Source organism: Kitasatospora sp. NPDC054795 (assembly GCF_053611565.1).
Genome location: NZ_JBSHAP010000038.1, coordinates 17,280 through 35,713, shown reverse-complemented (window position 1 = coordinate 35,713; position 18,434 = coordinate 17,280). Strand labels below are relative to the sequence as shown.

20 protein-coding genes are annotated in these 18,434 nt (G+C 73.3%); 9 read left to right on the top strand and 11 right to left on the bottom strand.

The genetic code is table 11. The features are described from left to right. Positions 1-308: 308 nt before the first annotated feature. Positions 309-821 carry a hypothetical protein gene (locus ACWGJO_RS16115; protein ID WP_452184257.1) on the bottom strand — a complete coding sequence of 171 codons (513 nt, stop codon included), beginning with the start codon at positions 819-821 and terminating at the stop codon, positions 309-311. 404 nt (positions 822-1,225) lie between these two features. Here ACWGJO_RS16115 and ACWGJO_RS16110 point away from each other — a divergent pair, with 404 nt between their 5' ends. Next, positions 1,226-1,549, top strand: a complete 324-nt coding sequence (locus tag ACWGJO_RS16110) for a hypothetical protein (protein ID WP_452184255.1) — start codon at positions 1,226-1,228, stop codon at positions 1,547-1,549. 198 nt (positions 1,550-1,747) lie between these two features. After that, positions 1,748-2,107, top strand: a complete 360-nt coding sequence (locus ACWGJO_RS16105) for a hypothetical protein (RefSeq protein ID WP_452184253.1) — start codon at positions 1,748-1,750, stop codon at positions 2,105-2,107. Positions 2,108-2,244: 137 nt separating this feature from the next. On the opposite strand, the gene ACWGJO_RS16100 is transcribed toward ACWGJO_RS16105, so the two are convergent. Continuing rightward, on the bottom strand, positions 2,245-2,685 hold the full coding sequence (locus tag ACWGJO_RS16100; RefSeq protein WP_452184251.1) for a hypothetical protein: 441 nt from the start codon (positions 2,683-2,685) through the stop codon (positions 2,245-2,247). 553 nt (positions 2,686-3,238) lie between these two features. On the opposite strand from ACWGJO_RS16100, the gene ACWGJO_RS16095 reads away from it, so the two are divergent. Further along, positions 3,239-3,718 carry a hypothetical protein gene (locus ACWGJO_RS16095; RefSeq protein WP_452184249.1) on the top strand — a complete coding sequence of 160 codons (480 nt, stop codon included), beginning with the start codon at positions 3,239-3,241 and terminating at the stop codon, positions 3,716-3,718. A gap of 192 nt (positions 3,719-3,910) precedes the next feature. Here ACWGJO_RS16095 and ACWGJO_RS16090 read toward each other — a convergent pair whose 3' ends face one another. Beyond that, positions 3,911-4,633: an LURP-one-related/scramblase family protein gene (locus ACWGJO_RS16090; RefSeq protein ID WP_452184247.1), complete on the bottom strand. Its 723-nt coding sequence runs from the start codon at positions 4,631-4,633 to the stop codon at positions 3,911-3,913. Positions 4,634-5,238: 605 nt separating this feature from the next. On the opposite strand from ACWGJO_RS16090, the gene ACWGJO_RS16085 reads away from it, so the two are divergent. After that, positions 5,239-6,792 (top strand): S8 family serine peptidase, encoded by a 1,554-nt coding sequence (locus ACWGJO_RS16085; RefSeq protein WP_452184246.1) that lies wholly within the window; start codon positions 5,239-5,241, stop codon positions 6,790-6,792. A gap of 116 nt (positions 6,793-6,908) precedes the next feature. Further along, positions 6,909-7,523: a TetR/AcrR family transcriptional regulator gene (locus ACWGJO_RS16080; RefSeq protein ID WP_452184244.1), complete on the top strand. Its 615-nt coding sequence runs from the start codon at positions 6,909-6,911 to the stop codon at positions 7,521-7,523. 108 nt (positions 7,524-7,631) lie between these two features. On the opposite strand, the gene ACWGJO_RS16075 is transcribed toward ACWGJO_RS16080, so the two are convergent. Both ACWGJO_RS16075 and ACWGJO_RS16070 read right to left on the bottom strand, forming a co-directional pair. Beyond that, complete coding sequence (locus ACWGJO_RS16075) at positions 7,632-7,823, bottom strand: ferredoxin (protein ID WP_452179498.1); 192 nt, start codon at positions 7,821-7,823, stop codon at positions 7,632-7,634. Between the two features lie 35 nt (positions 7,824-7,858). Then, complete coding sequence (locus tag ACWGJO_RS16070) at positions 7,859-9,067, bottom strand: cytochrome P450 (protein ID WP_452184242.1); 1,209 nt, start codon at positions 9,065-9,067, stop codon at positions 7,859-7,861. A gap of 310 nt (positions 9,068-9,377) precedes the next feature. On the opposite strand from ACWGJO_RS16070, the gene ACWGJO_RS16065 reads away from it, so the two are divergent. Further along, a complete protein-coding gene (locus ACWGJO_RS16065) occupies positions 9,378-10,019 on the top strand; it encodes a dihydrofolate reductase family protein (RefSeq protein WP_452184240.1) in 642 nt (213 codons plus the stop codon). 114 nt (positions 10,020-10,133) lie between these two features. Here ACWGJO_RS16065 and ACWGJO_RS16060 read toward each other — a convergent pair whose 3' ends face one another. Then, positions 10,134-11,147: a BtrH N-terminal domain-containing protein gene (locus ACWGJO_RS16060; RefSeq protein WP_452184238.1), complete on the bottom strand. Its 1,014-nt coding sequence runs from the start codon at positions 11,145-11,147 to the stop codon at positions 10,134-10,136. Next, entirely contained in the window at positions 11,144-12,019 is an 876-nt protein-coding gene (locus ACWGJO_RS16055) for a MerR family transcriptional regulator (protein ID WP_452184236.1), read from the bottom strand. Before ACWGJO_RS16055 ends, ACWGJO_RS16060 begins: the two co-directional genes overlap by 4 nt. Positions 12,020-12,259: 240 nt before the next feature. On the opposite strand from ACWGJO_RS16055, the gene ACWGJO_RS16050 reads away from it, so the two are divergent. Beyond that, positions 12,260-12,772 (top strand): N-acetyltransferase family protein, encoded by a 513-nt coding sequence (locus tag ACWGJO_RS16050; RefSeq protein WP_452184234.1) that lies wholly within the window; start codon positions 12,260-12,262, stop codon positions 12,770-12,772. A 275-nt stretch (positions 12,773-13,047) separates the two neighbouring features. Beyond that, on the top strand, positions 13,048-13,800 hold the full coding sequence (locus ACWGJO_RS16045) for a hypothetical protein (RefSeq protein ID WP_452184232.1): 753 nt from the start codon (positions 13,048-13,050) through the stop codon (positions 13,798-13,800). 176 nt (positions 13,801-13,976) lie between these two features. Here ACWGJO_RS16045 and ACWGJO_RS16040 read toward each other — a convergent pair whose 3' ends face one another. The 4 genes from ACWGJO_RS16040 to ACWGJO_RS16025 all read right to left on the bottom strand — a co-directional run bounded on the left by ACWGJO_RS16040 (position 13,977) and on the right by ACWGJO_RS16025 (position 16,574). After that, positions 13,977-14,411: a VOC family protein gene (locus ACWGJO_RS16040; protein WP_452184230.1), complete on the bottom strand. Its 435-nt coding sequence runs from the start codon at positions 14,409-14,411 to the stop codon at positions 13,977-13,979. Positions 14,412-14,483: 72 nt separating this feature from the next. Next, a complete protein-coding gene (gene thpR / locus ACWGJO_RS16035) occupies positions 14,484-15,101 on the bottom strand; it encodes an RNA 2',3'-cyclic phosphodiesterase (protein WP_452184228.1) in 618 nt (205 codons plus the stop codon). 151 nt (positions 15,102-15,252) lie between these two features. Next, positions 15,253-15,954, bottom strand: coding sequence for a hypothetical protein (locus ACWGJO_RS16030; protein WP_452184226.1), 702 nt, complete (start codon positions 15,952-15,954; stop codon positions 15,253-15,255). Beyond that, the gene (locus ACWGJO_RS16025) at positions 15,954-16,574 is read right to left on the bottom strand and encodes a SigE family RNA polymerase sigma factor (protein ID WP_452184224.1); all 621 of its coding nucleotides are present in this window, start codon (positions 16,572-16,574) and stop codon (positions 15,954-15,956) included. Before ACWGJO_RS16025 ends, ACWGJO_RS16030 begins: the two co-directional genes overlap by 1 nt. Before the next feature lie 357 nt (positions 16,575-16,931). Between ACWGJO_RS16025 and ACWGJO_RS16020 the strand changes: the two genes are divergently transcribed. After that, positions 16,932-18,398 carry an alpha/beta hydrolase gene (locus ACWGJO_RS16020; protein WP_452184223.1) on the top strand — a complete coding sequence of 489 codons (1,467 nt, stop codon included), beginning with the start codon at positions 16,932-16,934 and terminating at the stop codon, positions 18,396-18,398. Positions 18,399-18,434: the final 36 nt, after the last annotated feature.

The following is an 18,434-nucleotide window of genomic DNA, read 5'->3' as shown; positions in this document are numbered from 1 at the left end:
AAGCGCTTGCCCAAATTTGCCAAGCAGTAATGACTGCTTTCGGGGTGGCGGGGGGGGGGGGGGAGGGGGCCCGGGCGGGGGCCCTTTGCGGGTTTCCGTCCCCGGTGGGGGTTGAGGAATCCACCCGGCACCCCGCCCCCGCCCACAGCCCCCCTTCCGGCCGTCCACACAGCCCGTCCGGACGGCCTGTGCGCTCAGACCCCAGTGCGGTACCTGGACGGTCGAGCCGGGCGTGCATCACCCGCGCTTCCCACCACAGGTCCGCAGGGGCGGGGTGCCAGGGCCGGCAACCGGCAACCGGCAACCCGTCAGCAGACGTACCAGTTCGTCCAAGTGCCGCTGCCGTTGATGGTGTTGCACCAGTAGAGGTCGTCACCACCGAGTACCGCCACGCTGGGGATCCCATTGGAGACCTTGCCCAGGACGCCGTCCTTGACGCCGCTGCTGCTGCCGAGAGTGGCCCAGGTGGACCATGATCCGTTTGCGCTGGTCTGGACGGTGTGCCAGACCTGCTGGTCGCTGCCGACAAGCACCCAATCGTGCCGGCCGTCCCCCCAGATCCAGCCATAGGGTGTGGTTCCGCACAGGCGGGGTACGGCGGACGCACCGTCATTGAAGTAGGCCATGCAGTCTCCGTTGGTGCCGAGAACCGTGTGGCTGACGAGGGTGCTTGCGGTGCTCGGGCTTGCGGCGGTGTCCTGCGCACCGGCAACGGCGGACCCGTTCGGGGCCGGTGCCGCCGACGCCGGCGTGGCGGCGACTCCGAGCGCGAGCGAGGCCGCGGCGACGGCGGCCGCGGCGAAAGTACGCATCTTGATCATGGAATTCCCCTCCCGTAGGTGACAGCGGGCCGCTTTCGGGTGGAGGCGGCCGCTCTCACCAAGGAGATTAGAAGCCGGAGCCCTCCGGTCGGCGGCTCCTGACGGGCGGGAGGACGCGCTGTCAAGAACCGGCGACGCTGTGCCAAGTCGCCGCCGGCCCACCACCCCACGGACTCCCCCACCGTCCATACCGGGCCACCGTCCCGGTCCGGCTCGCCCGTGGCCGCACCTACTCCTGGCAACAGATCGCCTGGATCGACGCCGGGAGACCAAGACCTACCGCACGCGGTCGCGCGCGGCCCGGGTCGGTGCCGCGGGGGGGTCGAGGCCGGAGGTGGGGAACCGCCTGCGGCGATGCGCGTCCGTTTCTGGTGCCCGGCGGTGTTGTTCGACAGGATGTTCCGGTGGCGAACTTGACCCGGATCTGGACGATGACCCGTACCAACTTCCGCGCGGCCGACCCGGTCGAGCGGTGGACTGCGCGCGCGGCCTGGGTGGTGTTGACCGCGACGGCCTGGCTGGCGGTGATGTTCACGACCGTCTGGGGGGCCATGGTCGCCGGGGTTCCCGCCGGTACCGTGGGGTGGTTGGCGGTCGTCCTCTCGGTGGCGGTCCCCGCCGTCTCGCTGGTCGCCGTCACCTCCGAGCCCGGCGGGCGCCTCGGTGCGCCGGCGTTGACGGTTGTCCTCCTGCTGGCGGCCGCCGTGCTCGTCGTCAGCTTCATCTGAGTCGAGGCGAACGGCTCCCGGACAGCCTCTGCGGGTACGCCCTGTCAGGGCGTACCCGCTGGGGATGCCCTGAACTCGGTTGATTCGTCGAGGCGTTCGAGAGGCCGGACTGCGGACTCCCGGAGCGCGCGCAGGCGTTCACCCGGCGCGCCGCCGAGGAGTTGGGGGTCGAGGTGCGGGCGCACGGTCGAGGAGGCGGTGCGGGAGCGCGACGTCGTGGTCGTCGCAACGAACAGCCCGGTGCCCGTCCTGGACGCCGACTGGATCGCACCGGGCACGCACGTGACGACGCTCGGGCCCAAGTCGCTCTCGCGCCACGAGGTCCCCGCCGCCCTGGCGGACCGCGCACACGCCCTTGTGACGGACTCGCTCGCGCAGACGGCCGACTACGCCGAACCGCACGTCCTGCCCGTCGAGCGGATGGTCGACCTCGGTGCCGTCCTGGCCGGCGCCGAGGTCGCCCGCACCGGCCGGGACGACATCACCGTCTTCTGCTCGGTCGGCCTGGCCGGCACCGAAGTCGCCGTCGCGGCGGTGCTGTTGGAGGATTCGCGCTGAAGCCGGCCGGGGTGGGCGTTCGCCACGGCGGTCGATCCCGTCCAGCGGCGCCAGGTCGGCGGCCCGGTCACCACCCCGGGCGGTCGTCAGCGCGAAGGCGACCTTTGATCAGAATCACGCTGCCGACCGGGCACAGGTCAGCAGTTCACGATGGTCGAGACGGTCGCGGTCGATTGCGGCCAGCCGGGCTGGTCCACGCTGAACTGGGCGGTCACGGTGCGGCCGCAGGGCACGGTGCCCGTGATGCCGCCGACGTCGCTCCCGCCGGTCGGGATCAGGACGGTCGGGGTGATGGTGCCGAGCGGTGGGCTGGTGACGCCGACGCTGGTCAGCCGGAAGGAGACCTGCTGGTCCTGCCAGGTCGGGCTGGTCGGAGTGGCGCGCCCGAACACGTACACCTGGCCTCCGTTGTTGTTGATGCAGGCCCTGATCGTGATGTAGTTCGGCGCGCCCGGGTCCCCGCAGACGGTGGTACCTGGCATGCCGGCGACGGATGCGGTGGCGGCAGAGGCGGTCTGGGTGCCGGTCAGCGCCGCCAGAGCGGCGGTACCGGCGAGAACGGCAGCAAGGCGTTTCAAGGGGCCCTCCTTCGTTCGGTGCTCTCGGCGGGCACCGAAAGCACTGTGACATGTCACATAGTTCTTACGGCATTGTGACAGCCCACCGCGAACGGTGCGCCGCGTTCGCGCAAAGAAAGCCGTCCTGTTCTCCGCGGCCCCACCGAAGGGCCCGGGTTGGACCATCGGTCCGAACGGGAAGCACGCGCCCGACGGCGACCTGATGGCTTCCCCACGTCCGGGCCGGTCCACGGACGTACGCCGCACTGCGGCCCGAACGGGCGGACCTCCGGCGGAGGGGGGCCCGCGGAGCGGCTGCGCCAGACGCGGGAGGAATCCAGGGGCTGATCGGATGAGACGGGCCGGAGGATCCGCGCGGGGCGCGTGGACGGCGGGCGCCGAAGTGATTCTCCGCGACGGAGCGGCCGGGTGACGGACCGTCGTTGCGTGCTAGAACCATCGACGGCCGTGAACGCCCACTCGCGATCACCGCCCCCTGCACCGCCGCACCGCCGCACCGCTGTACCGCCGTACCGCGCACACTTCCGGCCGCTCTTCCACCGAAGGAGAAAACATGTCCGTCGCACGAATCATACGGACCGCGCGAACCGCGCTGCTCGCCGCCTTCGCCGCGCTCACCCTGCTGCTCACCGGTACCGCCACCGCGACGCCGGCCTCCGCCACCGCCACGGGGCTGGACGACACCTGGGCCTGCTCCGTCCCGTCCGGCTACGTCTACGAAGGGGTCGTCTTCAGCCAGACGTGCAGCGGCGGCGGCAGCTGGAAGTCGCCGCAGTACCACCTGCGCACGCCCGTCGACGGCCTCACCTCCTGCTCGACCGCCCCGGGTTTCACCTACGACTCCGCCGGCTCGTCCACCACGTGCAGCCTGACGCAGGGCGTCCCGTCCACCACCTTCCACCTCCGCACGCCGGTCAGCGGCATGTGGGCGTGCAGCGTCCCGAGCGGTTTCACCTACAGCGCCACCACCTCGAACCTGGACTGCGCCACCGTCCGGGGCGTGCCGACCACCAAGTTCCTTCTGTCCCGCTGACCGGCTGAGCCGGAACACGGGAACGGGTGGGCCGCCCCGCAGCGGCCGGGTGGCCCACCCGTCGGCCGTGATCGGGTGGCGGGCTTCTCCGCCGGGCCGGCGATGACGCACGACTCCGCTCTCCGGCCGGAGCCCCGCCCCCTGGCAGTCGCCCGGTCGGGGGCGGGGCTCCGAACTACGTACGGTTCGCGGTTATCCGAAGCCGCGGGCGTCCTGCTTCAGCGCGGTGTCCACGGTCAGCGCGGTCGCCACGACCAGGCTGAGCAGCGGGTCGGCGAGCGGGCGGTGGATCTGGAGCACGTAGTTGTCGGCCGTGGTGAACATCGTCTTCGCCAGGCCTTCCCAGGTCTTGGTGATCCGGGCGACCTCGGTGTCCGTCTCGTCGACGATGGAGAAGTTCCAGGCCCGCCAGTTCTCCGCCTTGATGGCGCCGATCTTCTGACCGCCGACCTCCAGCGAGAAATTGATCTTCCCGATGGCGTTCTGCTGGATGATCTGGCCGACCTCCTGGCCGTTCGGACGCTGCACGATCACCCGCGACTTGATGAGCTTCGCCGGGCGGGTCAGCAGCAGCACCGGGGTGCCCTGCGCGTCACGGATCTCCAGCTTGTGGGTCAGGTACTGGTCGAGGGAGGAGAGCAGCCGCAGCACCTTGCGCAGAGCGCTCTGGCCGACCTGGACCACCGAGCCCAGCGTGGCGCCCTGCTGGTCGAAGACGGAGTACTCGTTGGTCAGCTCGATCAGCTTGGCCTTCTGGTTCACCACCAGGACCGGCTCGGAGAAGAGGGTGCCGCCGCCACCGTAGACCGGTCCGACGCCCGCCTGCTGCTGCACCTGGCGCTGCACCTTGGCGGAGTCGCCGGCCGGAGCGGCCGACTGCCCGGGGAAACCGGGGGTGTTCGTGTTCTGGGACATGGCGGGCAGGCTAGGCCCAATCCTCTGTGGGGAGCTAGATCGTTTTGAACGGCCCCCGGGTTCCTCAGGGACTTCGCGTTGCGAAGTTGACCTGCGGGTTTGGGTGTTGCGGACGACAGTCGGCCGGCACCTGACGCAGTGGATGTGTCCGATGTCACATCCACTGATCGTGCGTGGGCGGATGACGGCCTGCCTCACGGCAGGCCGTCCCAACGCCTGGACGGCGGGAACCTGTGCCCTGCCGGATACCGGGCGCGGGGGGACGACCTCCCTGGACACTCGGGACCGCGAGCACCGGGAGCGTGCGGCGGCGGCGCGACGGCGGCCGGGTGCGGAGGCCACGGCAATCCCGCCGGGGGCCAACGGCGTTGATGTCGGCCGTCGTGCCGCGTCGGGTTCGGCCTCGGGCCGGCCGTGTCGGTTCGCCGCAGGTCCGGTCGGGTCGTTGGCGAGTCATTGCCGGGTCTTTGCCGAGTCATTGATGGTTGGCGAGGTGGCGGGATAGCTTCACTCCTGCACCACCCGTCCTGTACCACCCGTCCTGTTCCTGCCCGGCCGGCGCGCTGTCTCGGCCGGGTCCTGCACCCGGATGATGTGGAGACCACATGACTCGACTGCCTTCCTTACTGCGGCTCGGCCCGGCCGTGCCGATCGTGCTGTCGCTGACCGCCTCACTCGGATTCCTCCCCACGCCGGCCTCGGCGACGCCCCGGGCGCAGTACGCCGCGCAGGCCGAGGACGCGCACCCCCTGGCGTACGTCGTCAACACCAGGACCGACCGTCGCACGATCGCCGAGGTACAGCGGGCCGTCGCCGCGGCCGGCGGCACCGTCGTCGTCACGTACGACGGGATCGGCGTCATCGTCGCCCACTCGGCGAACCCCGACTTCGGCAGGCGGATGCGCGCGGTGCGCGGAGTGCAGTCGGCGGGCGCCACGCGGACCGCGCCGCTGAGCGCGGCGGGGACCACCGACGACGGTGGGGTGCGGCGCCTCTCCGAGGCCGAGGCGGCGAGGATCGCGAAGGCGTCCGGCAGCGGCACCGAACCCCTCGAAGCCGAGCAGTGGGCCCTGCGGGCGATCGGCGCGGACAAGGCCGCGGAGATCAACCCCGGCAGCAGGGACGTCACGGTCGCCGTCATCGACACCGGCGTCGACGACACCCACCCGGACCTGGCCGCGAACTTCTCCCCCTCGCAGTCCGCGAACTGCGCCAGTGGCAAGGCCGACACCGCGTACGGCTCCTGGCGGCCGGTGGACGCGGACTACTTCCACGGCACGCACGTGGCGGGGACGATAGCCGCGGCCCGCAACGGCGTCGGCGTCGCGGGCGTGGCACCCGGGGTGAAGGTCTCCGGCATCACGGTCTCCCAGCCCACCCCGCGCCAGCTGATCTACGCCGAGAGCGTCGTCTGCGCCTTCGTGTTCGCCGCCGACCACGGTGTGCAGATCACCAACAACAGCTACTACGTGGACCCGTGGCAGTACAACTGCCTGGACGACCCCGACCAGAAGGCCATCGTCGACGCGGTCGACCGCGCCCAGCTCTACGCGCAGCGCAAGGGCACCCTCAACGTCGCCGGGGCCGGCAACGCCAACCACGACCTGGCCTCCGACGGCTTCACCGACGGTGGCAGCCCCAACGACTCCACCCCGGCAAGCCGGACGGTCGACCCGCACAGGTGCTGGGACCTTCCCGCACAACTGCCGGGCGTCGTCACGGTCGGCGCGACCGGCGCCAGGAACGCGAAGGCGTACTACTCCAACTACGGCCTCGGCGTGATCGACGTCGCGGCGCCGGGCGGCGACCAGTACGTGGCCTCGGACGCCCCGTCCGGGCACCCCGGCGTCCTGTCGACACTGCCGAACAACCAGTACGGCTACGAGCAGGGCACGTCCATGGCCACGCCCCACGCCTCCGGTGTGGCCGCGCTGCTGAAATCCGCCCACCCGGAGGCGACCCCGGCCCAGTTGCAGGCACTGCTCAAGGCCCAGGCCGACAACCCGGGGTGCCCGGCCGGCCCGGCCGACCCGCACGGCGGGAACGGCGGGAACGGCGGGAACGGCGGCGGTTCCGGGGACGCCGTCTGTGCGGGCGGCAAGCGCATCAACGGCTTCTACGGCTTCGGCATCGTCAACGCACTGCGCGCGGTCGAGTAGTCGGCACCGCACCGGCCCCGCCGCCGTGGCCGTCCTCGCGCTCGCCGGTTCCGCCCCTGAACCGGCGAGCGTCGGACGTCGCCGCGCTGCCCGCGGCCCTTGGATAAGGTGCCGGGATGGCCCTCGACTCCCCCCGGCTGCTGCGTGCCGATGCCGCCCGCAACGCGGAAAAGATCATCCTGGCTGCCCGGGAGGTCTTCGCCGAGCAGGGCCCCGACGCCCACCTCGACGACGTGGCGCGCCGGGCCGGCGTCGGGTCCGCCACGCTCTTCCGCCGCTTTCCCGACAAGGCCGCGTTGCTGCGGGCCGTACTGGACCAGCGTTTCGGCGAGCACGTCCGTCCCGTCATCCAGGCTGCCGCGCACGACGCCGATCCCGCGTCCGGGCTGGTCCGTGTGCTGGAGGCGGCCCTGGAATCGGTGGCCGGCGACTACAACGTGCTGGCCGCCGCCCGCGCCGCCGGCGTGCTGACCCCGGCGACCGGGGAGGAGTTCTTCGCCGCGCTCGACGCTCTTCTGACGCGCGGTCAGGACGCGGGCGTGATCCGCGCCGACCTCGTGCCCGACGATCTGCACCGCATCGTCGTCATGCTGGTCTCGGTGCTGTGGACGATGGAGGCCCGGGAGGACGGCTGGCGCCGGTACCTGGCCCTGGTCCTCGACGGCCTGTCCCCCGCCGGGGCCCGCCCGCTGCCCTGCCCCGCCCCCGCGCTGCACACCCGTACGCCCTGACGTCCTGACGTCCTGACGTCCTGATGCCTGACGCCGAGGCAGGTGCCGGCCGCCACGCCGGGCGGCCGACACCGGCCGGCACCCCGGCACCGCCGGCGCCGCCGTCCGTCAGCGCGCCGGGCGCAGCCGGATCGCCGAGGCCGGGCACATGGCGGCCGCCTCGCGGGCCTGTTCCGCCGCCGGGCCGCCGGGGTCGGCGGCGAGCACGACGACCCGCCCGGCCTCGTCCTGGTCGAACACCGACGGCGCGGTCATCGCGCACTGCCCCGACGACACGCACCGCGAGGTGTCCGCCTCCACCCGTGCGGCGGGCCGCTCGGGCCGATGGTCCCGGTTCACCACAGGACCGGGACCTCGCCGATGCCGCCCGCCAGCCGTTCGGAGTGGTCGCGCAGGCTGCGCGCGTCCACCGCCAGCCGCAGGCCGGGGAAGCGCCGGAACAGCGCGGTCAGCGCGATCCGCATCTCGGTGCGGGCGAGCGCGTTGCCGATGCAGTAGTGACCGCCGTGTCCGAAGGCCAGGTGCGCGTTGGGGGAACGCGACGGGTCGAAGGCGTCCGGTTCCTCGAAGGCCCGGGCGTCCCGGTTCGCGGCGTTGATGGCCACCAGTACCGCGTCGCCCCGCGCGATCGCCGTCCCGGCGACGGTGACGTCCTCGCGGGCGTAGCGGGTCAGGCCCAGGGCGCCGGGGGCGGCCATCCGCAGGACCTCCTCCACGGTGGCGCGGGCGGACCCCTCGGGGTCGGCGGCGAAGCGGTCGCGCCGGGCGGTGTCGCTCAACAGGAACAGGACCCCCAGGTCGATCCGGGTCGACGTCGTCTCGTGGCCCGCGAACAGCAGCCCCACCGCCAGGCGGGTCATCTCCTCCTCGGTGAACGAGGGATCCTGCGCCTGTGCGGCCAGGATGTCGCTGATCACGTCCTGCCCCGGCCGTTTGCGCTTCTCCTCGGCGACGGCGGCCACGTACGCCTCGAACTCGGCCATGGCCGCGGCCCCGTCGGCGCCGCCGTACAGCGCGGCGATCCGTTCCGACCAGCCGCGCAGCAGGTCCCGGTCCGCGACCGGCACGCCCAGCAGCTCGCAGATCACCATCACCGGCAGCGGGAACGACAGGTGGTCGTGCAGGTTGACGGCACGTTGCGGATCCCGCGAACGGTCCTCGTCCATCGCATCCAGGCAGGACGCGGCGAGTTCCCCGATCCGCTCGCCCATCCGGCGCATCCGCGGCGCGCTGAACGCGGGCGCCAGCATCCGGCGCATCCGTGTGTGTTCGCGGTCCTCCTCCTCGGGCGTGACGGCGGGGCGTGTGTGCAGCGCCGAGGCCGAGATCCTCGGGGCGTCCTCGGTGTCGGGGCGCAGCCGGGAGAACCGGGTGTCGCTCAGGATCACCCGGGTTTCCTCGTAGCGGGTCACCAGCCAGGCCGGGTCGCCGGCGGGTGTCGTCACCCGGGTGATCGGGCCTTCCTCGCGCAGGCGTGCGAGCAGTGGCGCCAGGTCCAGGGCATTGGGGCGTTCGAAGGGTAACTGCGGTGCGGGCGCGGTCATGGTCTCTCCTCACCGGCCGAAGGGCCACAAGAGCAGGGAACGCTCGGCGGAGCCGCTCTCTCCCGCACGGCCGGGCCAGGACCGACGAGTGGCCTTCCGGGCCGGCAAGTGAGAGTCGGCTCTCTCTTCTCTCGGGAGAGTAACACCGTCGGCACGCACAGTCAGCCACTGCCGGAACGCCCACTTCGAGTCACCGGCGATGTCGAATGTGTGACACCCAAGGTGGTCGGGGACCGGCGCGGCGATGAGTCTTCCGGCCCCGGAAGGTCTACATCTCGACGGGGACGACCAACTCATCGGGAGTGCAGACATGGGCCTCATCCACATCGAACTGTTCGCGACCCTCGACCTCGTCGGTCAGGCGCCCGGCGGCCCCGACGAGGACCCGGTGGGGTTCCCGTTCGGCGGCTGGCAGGCCCCCCTGATCGACGAGGGCACCGGGGCGCAGATCCTCGCCGCGTACGAGGGCACGGACGCCCTGCTGCTCGGCCGGCGGACGTACGACATCTTCGCCACCTACTGGCCGCACCAGAAGGACGGCGAGATCGCCGAGCTCTTCAACCGCGTCCCGAAGTACGTGGCCTCGCGCGGCACGCCCGGCCTCCCGTGGGCCGGATCCACGCTGCTGGGCCCGGACCTGGCCGGCGCGGTGCGCGAGGTCCGTGACCGCCACGAGCACGTGAAGGTCGTCGGGAGCCTGGACCTGGTGCAGACCCTCCTGCGGGAGAAGCTCTTCGACCGTCTCGACCTGTGGGTGCACCCGATCGTGCTCGGCGTCGGGAAGAAGGTGTTCGACGGTGGCGCGGTGCCCACGAACCTGACGCTCCTCGAACCGCCGGCGGCCGGTGCGCAGGGCACGGTGTTCCTGCGCTACGGGCTCGCCGACGGCACGCCCCGGACGGGCGACATGAGCGCGCCCGACCGCGGTCTCGGGCGCGACGACGTCCGGTGATCCGATGACCACCGTCGACACCCGCGGGGTCGCCCTGGGCGTCGAGTCGTCCGGTGACGCCGGTGTGCCGACACGGCCTTCGGTGCTCCCCGCCCCTCGCGGCCCGGCGGCGACTCACCGCCGGGGCCGGCCACCGATGACCGGCCCGTCGCTGCCGGCCGGCAACCGGGCCAGTTCCTCCATCGCCTCGCGCTCGATCCGCGCCAGCTCGCCCAGCAGCCCGCCGGCCCGCTCCAGCGGCGCCGCGTCCCCCGACTCCCCGGCCGCGCCGACCAGTCGGGCCACCTCGCTCCAGCCCGCCGCGGCCTCGGCGTAGCGGTCGCGGGCGGTGCGCACCCGGGGGTCGCCGAGCAGCTCGGCGCACTCGGCGAGGAAGTCCCGGTAGAGGTTGCGGAACAGTGCGCCGCCCGTCCCGGCCAGCTCCATCATCCGTGCGGCCTGCGGCAGTCGGAGTTCCGGCCGGTCGGCCCTGGCCTGCCAGCCCGGTACCAGGGCGGCGGCCCTGGCGATACCGCGGTGGCCGAGGTTGGCGATCGGCGGGTGCAGGAAGGCCGCCGCGCAGTCGGCCATCGCCGGAGCCAGCAGGTCACGCACGTCCGGCGGTTCGCCGTGCAGGGCGAGCGTGAAGGAGCGGTGGCGGGCGGTCATCGGGCCGCGTTCGGCGCGCGCCGCCGCCAGCGAGACCAGGCTGGTGGTGACCGCGCCGCCCTGCTGCGCGGTGTCCACCAGGTGGGCGTCGGTCGCGTCGTAGCCGCGCATCGCGACCACGTGCCCGCCGAAGTGCACCCGCGAGGTGAAGTACTCCAGGTGGTAGCAGTCCAGTTGGAGCCCGACCGGGCGTCCGGCGTCCAGCTCGGCGGCCACGTTGCGCCAGGCCCGGCCGGCGGAGGCGGTCTCCCGGACATCCAGCTCCAGACCGAGCCGGGCGGCCAGGGCGCGGGTCAGCTCGAAGGGCTTGACCCGGCCGCCGAGGAACGGGAAGTCCATCCCCTTGCCGTCCCAGTAGACGAACGACAGCCCGGCCCCGAGCCCGAACAGCATCGGCTCGGACAGCGCGACGCCCTCGTGGCGCAGCAGCACGTCCAGCGCCGTCGTCTCGCAGTGCTTCCCGCCGAGCGGCTCCGTCATGCCGCTTCCTCCGTCCGCTCCTCGACCCGGACCACCAGGCGGGTCGTCCACTCCTGCTCCGGGGCCTCCCCCGGTCCGACCAGGTACGCCTCCCGCACCGGTGCCAGCGGCCGCAGTCCGCGCTCGTGCACGGCGGACAGCAACGCATGGTAGGCGAGCGATAGTTGGGAGTACGGGCCGTGGTGGACCGTCTCCACCACCGAGCCGCCGGGCAGCGGCTCGCGCTCCAGGCCGGCGGGCAGCCTGCGGGGCCCGTCCGCCTCGACCGCCGTGTCCACCGCGCCCGCCTCGACGGGGACCACCGGCTCGACCGGCTCGGCGCCGACCGCGATGCGCATGCCCTCGGCGAGGTCCAGCGGGAACAGCCCCCACAGCGGGAGCCGCCAGGGCGTGCCCTGCAGTCCCGCCAGCAGCCGGCGGACGCACCCGCCGGTCCGCTCCGCCAACTCGCCCGGCCCGGCCACCGCCCGTACGACGACGAGCCGCCGCTCCGGCTCCCACCCGAGGACGACCTCGTACCCGGGCAGTCCGCCGCCGGCCGCGAGTCGCTCCAGCAGCTCCAGGCGGGCCCGGTCGCGGGTGATCCGCTCCGCGACCCGGTCGCGTTCGGCGCGCAGCAGGCCGGCCCGCTCCGACTCGGCGGCCGCCAGGGTCGCGGCGATCACCGCGAGCGGAACGTCGAGGTCGCGCAGCAGCGCGACGGTGAGCGCGTCGCGGGCCTGCCCGGGGGCGTAGTAGCGGTACCCGGTCGCGGGGTCGACCCTGGCCGGGGGCAGCAGGCCGGTGTCGTCGTAGTGGCGGAGCTGTTTCACGCTCAGCCGGCAGAGGCGGGCGAAGCGCCCGATGGTGAGGAAGTCGTCCTGGTCTCGCACGGGCCCATCGTGGACCCTCCCGCTGTGGGAGGGTCCATCCCGCACGCCCGGCCGGACCACCGGCGGGAGGCCGCCGTCGATCCTGAGGCGAGCACGGAAGCCGCCGCCGGGATCCCGGATCTCCGGCGGCCGCACGTACCGCTGCCCTGTACGGACGGCAAGGCGGGTCGTCTACTGCGTGATCGCGAGCGCGGCGGAAAACGGTGCGACACCGAACGAATCCGCCCCTACACTCCCGGCATGATCCGTTCTGCAGTGCTGGAGGACGCGTCGGCGATCGGCGACCTGAAGGTGAGGTCGTGGCGGGCGGCGTACGCGGGATTCATGAACGCCGCACACCTCGACGGGCTGGACCCGGTCGAGGAGTCCGCGGACTGGGCCGAGTACCTGGCCGATCTCCCGGACCGTCACCGGCTGTGGGTCGCGGAGCGGGACGGCGCCGTGATCGGCTTCTGCCGGACCGGGCCCGCCGACGGGGACCCGGACCTCGGCGGCGACGCGGCGGAGGTCTACGGCCTGTACATCGAGCCGGGCCTCATCGGCACGGGCCTGGGCGCGAGCCTGTTCGGCCGTGCCGTGGCCGACCTCGAAGCGCGGGCCCGCCGGCCGCTGTGCGTGTACGCCTACGTGCCCAACACCTCCGCCATCCGCTTCTACGAGCGGGCCGGGTTCGTGCCGGACGGCACCGTCCGGCACGACGAGGAGGAGGACGGGACGGCGATCGCCGAGGCACGGCTGGTCAAGCACCCGTAGGGCGGGAACAGGCCGGAGGCGGTGTGAGGAGGCCGCGCCGCGGGGACAGCCCCGACACGCGGTAGGCCGGCACAGCACCCTCGACAGCACCGTGGCGAGGATCCTCACCGACACCGCCCTCACCCCACCGGGCTGGACGCCGAGGCCCTGAACCCGGAGGCCTCGGCGCGCGGTTCCCGGTCCGCGCGGCGGGCCGCAACCGGAGGCCGTACGGCGGCGTCCACCCGGATACGAACATTCGTCCGACTGTCGTACTCCTGGGGGGATTTCCGCACATGCCGATCAACGACGCCGTCCCTGCGCCACCACCGCACGGCTCCCTGACGCCCTGCCCGAACTGCGCGCTGACCGACCAGGTCCGCAGCGTGCCGGCGGTCCACCTGGGCGAGCGGCGGAACGTCACCGTGCGCTCCTCCGGCCGCGACGGCCGCACCGAGACCCGCGAGGAGGTGTCCGCCCTCGGCCGGGCCCTGGCACCCGCGCCGCCCACGACCAGCACGGCGGTCCAGACGCTGGCGGCCCTGGGCTTCGTGACGCTGATCGGGGCGGTCTTCACCTTCGTCCAGGGCACCATGGCGCGCGACGCGCCCGTCGACCGGAAGCTCGACCTCTCGCCGCCGGACTGGGTGACCAAGCACCCGGGGTTCCCCAACGACTTCCCCACCGACCTCCTCCCGGGCGGCCTCCCGAAGGCCGCTCCGGCTTCCCCGGCCGCGCAGGCGGCGGCCCCGCTCGCCGACGCGAACGACGCGCTGGTCCCGCTCTGGGGGTCGTATCTGATCCTTGCCGTCGCGATCGCCCTGCTGGCGGGCGCGACCGCGCTGTTCCTCGCCAGGCGGCGGCGTCTGGAGGGCCGGCCCCGGGCCGAACGGCTCTGGAACCAGGCCTGGTACTGCGCCCGTTGCGGCACCGCGCACTTCCCGCCCACCGCCGGACAGGGCACCGGGTCGCTCGGCCTCGCGGAGTTCCGCAAGGCGGTCTGGACAGCGGGCGGCTACGGCGACCTCGCCGAGCGGTACCGGCCGTAGGTGCGTGACGGGTCCCGCCGGGTCGAGGACCGCCTTCGTGCGCATCCGCAGCGGCCGCTGACCCGCACTCCCCCACTGCGCACCGCCGGAGCCGGCCGGCCGTGACCGTCGGGCGCCGCGTCGGATCCGCCGTCCTCGGCGCGCGTGCCCGGCCCCCGGCCCCTGGCCCTGCGGCCTCAGGCCGGGGCTGCGGCGACGCAGAACTCGTTGCCCTCCGGGTCGGCCATCACGACATGGTGCCCGTCGAACTCCTGCAGGACGGCCCCGCCCGCCTTCACCAGCCGCTCGGACTCCGCCTTGATCCGCGCCCACCGCTCACCGGGGCTGCCGTGTCCCGGCACCCGGACGTCGAGGTGGAGCCGGTTCTTCGCCGTCTTCGGTTCGGGGACCTTGAGGATGGAGAGGCGGGGGCCGGTGCCGTCGGGATCGCAGAGCCACGCCCCGTCGTCCGCGGAGTCGTCCTCCGGCAGGTCGAACTGCGCGAGCCACTCCTCGCGGGTTGTGAAGGGTGCGGGCGGCGGCTCGTCGACATAGCCCAGTGCCGTCTTCCAGAACGCGGCGAGGAGCGGTGCGTTCGCGCAGTCGAGGGTCAGATCGATTCTGGCTGCCATGACAGGACCGTACTGCGCACCTCCGACAGCCGCGCCGCGAGTCGCGGGCCTGCTGGCCTGCTGGCCCGCGGGCTACGGCTCGGCGAGGGAGCCGCCGCCGAGGGCCTGGACGGCGGCGCCCAACCGCCACGCCTCGATGTCGCGGTAGTGGATCGGCCCGGGGCCGCGGCCGATGTTGCTGCCGACGAGGTGGAGGCGCTCGGTCCGCCACGGCCGGCCCACGAACCCCGCGAGCCCGGCCGCGGCCTGCGGCACGCTGACGGGGTCGTCACGGCGGGCGCGTGCCAGGGTCAGGTGGGGGCGCAGCGGCCGGTCCCTGAATTCGATTCCGCAGGACCCGACCAGGTCCCGGACGTCGGTGGCGAGCCGGTGCAGGCCTTCCAGGTCCCCGTCGATGCCGGTCCACAGGAGTCGCTGGTCGAAGTGGCCGCCGCCGCGCAGGCCCAGGTGCAGGGCGGGGTGCGACGCGGCCGCGTCGGCCAGTGCCGATCGCAGCAGCGGCACCACCGTGGACGGCTGTTCGCCGAGGAAGGCCAGGGTGATGTGCCAGTCCTCGATCCGGTTCCACCGCAGCCGCGGGTACCCGGCATACGCGGGCCGCAGGGCCCGGGCCAGTTCGTCCTTGGCGTCGTCGGGCGGGGCGAGCGCCACGAAGACGCGCAGGGTCGGGGGTGCGGGGTGATCGTCCACGAGGGGGGAGGGTCCGCGTGGGTCGCCGCCGCCCCCCACACCCCGGTCGGGTTCCGTAGGGCCGGGGTGCCCAACCGCTTGTCCCCGGTTTCATGCGCGGGGCGCCCGCCCCACGAGGAGCGGCCGGCTCCACGATCAGGCTGCGGTCCGGTCAGGACGACAACGTCTTGCTCGCCAGTACCTTCCCCTGGGCGTCGTACGCGGCGAGCCGGATGCCCCCCGGCGGATAGCCGCTTCCGTCGCTGGACCCCTTGAGCGCGGGCCCCCAGAAGACGCCGCTGGCGAAACCCGGGTCGCCGGAAAGCGAGGCGACGGTGGCCCAGTGCGCCTGGCCGTCCAGCTCGATGGCCATCGCGGCCACCCGCCCGGGCCCCTGGTAAACGAGGTTGTACAGACCCTCCCGGTACTGCGGGGACGACCCGAGGTACTGCATGGTGATCTGGGTCTCGCCCGACGCCCAGGAGTACCCGCCGCACCCCTGGCTGTCCTTGTACGCGACGGGGTCGTGGATGCAGATCTCCTGGTCCCTCAGCTGCATCCACCAGTCATCGCGGCCCAGCGACAGCTGCTGGCCTGGCTCCACGACCACAGCCTCGGGCGCCGGACCCACCGGTGCCGGCAGGGGCTGCGAGGCCGGCGCCACGGTCCGGGCCCCGTCCTGCACGGACAGGACCGCCCCCGTACCGGCCACCACCGCGAGCGCGGCCGCCACGGCGGACACCCCCAGCGCCAGGCGGCGCCCCCGCCGCTGCCGGCGCACGTGGACCTGCACGGGCCCGGCGGACCAGTCCGCCACCGCGACCCGGGCCGCCTCGTCCCGCAGGGCGCCGCGCACCATGTCCTCGGTGTCCATCACCTGTTGCCTCCGTCCGTGCCGTCGATCGTCGAAGCGGTGCCCGCCGCGTACGGGGCCAGCACCGGGTGGCTGCGCAGTTTCGCCAGGCCTCGGCTGGCCTGGCTCTTCACGTTGCCGAGCGAGCAGCCGAGCACTTCGGCGACCTGGTACTCGCTCATGTCCTCCCAGTAGCGCAGGACGACCACGGCCCGCTGGCGTTGCGGCAGCTCGGCCAGTGCCTGGAGGAGCACCGAGCGCTCCTCGACGTCGCGGTGACCGCCGCCGGCGGTGTGCGCCCGGTCGGGGAGGACGGGCACGAGCAGCTGCCTGACCCGGCGCCGCCGGTGACGGCTCAGGTTGTTGTTCACCAGGGCCCGGTGGACGTAGGCGTCCGGCTCCTCCAGGCGGCTGATCCGGGACCAGTTCCTGAAGACCTTCGCGAACGTCGCCTGCACCACGTCCTCGGCCTCGTGGTAGTCGCCCGTGAGCAGGTAGGCGGTGCGTACCAGGCGCCGCCAGCGGGTGGCGGCGAACCCCTCGAAGTCGAGCTCCCGCAGGCCGGGGCCGCCCGCGGAAGCCGGTGCCGTGCCGGGCCTGGGCCGGTCCTCCACCGGGATGTGCAATGCGCTCGCGGTCATCCGATTCCTCTTCGTCCACGCGACGACCCGACCGGACCGTCGCTCTGCCCTACTCACCGCCGCGCCGCCGCAAGGGTTGCACGCCGGCGCCGAATCATCCGGGCGTCGAGCACAGTAGGGGGCTCACGAAGGGTCGGGCCGGTCGGGTTGCCGGCGCCGACGGCCGGGCGCCCCGGTCCGGGCGGCCGGCCGGGCGGCCAGGTGGATGACGGGGCATGGGCCTCCGGCCCTACGTCGGCGCGGCGGCGTACGCCGCAGGGTGGATCATGAACCCATCCTCGCGCCGTACGGGGTGCGGGGCGGCGGAACGGAGACTGGAAGCACTTCCGAGGCACCGATTCTGCACAGAGGACTGGCATGGTTCTGCGAGACGGACGGACGATTTCCGCGCTGACGGTCGGCGCGGTGACGACCGCGCTGGCGGCGCTCACCCCCGTGACGGCGTTCGCGGCGGGCGATCCGCTCCAGCGGTACGCGCAGCAGCAACTCCGTTGGGAGCATTGCGATGCGGACCGCCCGGCGGCGTTCGAGTGCGCGAAGGTCGAGGTGCCGCTGGACTACGCCGACCCCGGCGGCCGGACGATCGACATCGCGATATCGCGGGTCAAGGCGGGCAGTGCGAAGCAGCGGCACGGCGTGCTGCTGATGAATCCCGGGGGCCCTGGCGGCCCGGGGCTGACCATGCCCGTGGAGATGGAGCCGCTGCTGCCGGCGGAGGTGCGGGACCGGTTCGACCTGATCGGGTTCGACCCGCGCGGTGCCGGGCAGAGCTCGCCGATCGGCTGCGACCTGAAGGCCGACGAGCGGACCTTCCAACACCCGTACTCGGCAGGAACGTTCGCGAAGGACGTGGCCTGGGCCCGGACGGTGGCCGACAAGTGCTGGGCCAAGGCGGGGGACGTGCTGCCGCACATCACCACCCGCAACACGGCGCGGGACATGGACGTCGTCCGGGCGGCACTGGGCGAGCGGAGGATCTCCTACTTCGGGCATTCGTACGGCACCTACCTGGGCGCCGTCTACACCCAGATGTTCCCCCAGCGCTCGGACCGCTTCGTGCTCGACAGCGCGCTCGACCCGTCGCTCGTGTGGCGCGGGGGGCTCCGGGAGGCGTCGGCGGGGGCCGAACTCGCCTTCACCCGCTGGACCGAGTGGGCCGCCGCCCGCGACGCGGCGTACGGACTGGGTGCGACGGCGGCGGAGGTCCGCAGGACGTACTGGGACCTGGTCGCGCACGCCGACCGCACGCCCGTCCCGACCGAGGACGGGTCGCTCGACGGCGACGCCATCCGGTCCGGCTACGCGGCATTCGTCCACGTCGGGGCCGTCACCCCCTGGATCGTCGCGCTGAAGGCCGCCGCCGCGGGCGGGCCGGCCGCACCGGCGGTGCCGTCGGTCGTTCCGGCGGACAACACGGTCTCCGTCGCGTGGTCCGTCCTCTGCGGCGACACCCGCAGCTGGCCGCGCGACCCCGAGCAGTACCGCCGGGACGCGGTCCGTGACCGGGCCCGGTACCCGCTGGCCGGCGACCTGGGGGCCAACATCCTGCCGTGCGCGTTCTGGAAGCCGGCGGGCGGCGAGCCGGCCACCGTGGTGGACAACGACGTCAAGGCGCTGATCGTGCAGAACCAGTGGGATCCGCAGGCGACGCTGGCCATGGCCCAGGGCATGCGGCGGGCGCTGCACGGTGCACGGCTGGTCACGGTGTCCGGCGGCGAAGGCCACGGCGTGGTGGTGGCCGGCCCCTCCTGCGCGGACGGCAGCGTCGCCCGCTACCTGACCACGGGCCGGCTGCCCGCGAAGGACCTGACCTGCGGCGGTTAGGGCGTTCCTCCTCCTCCTCCGGGCGCGCGGGCGCGC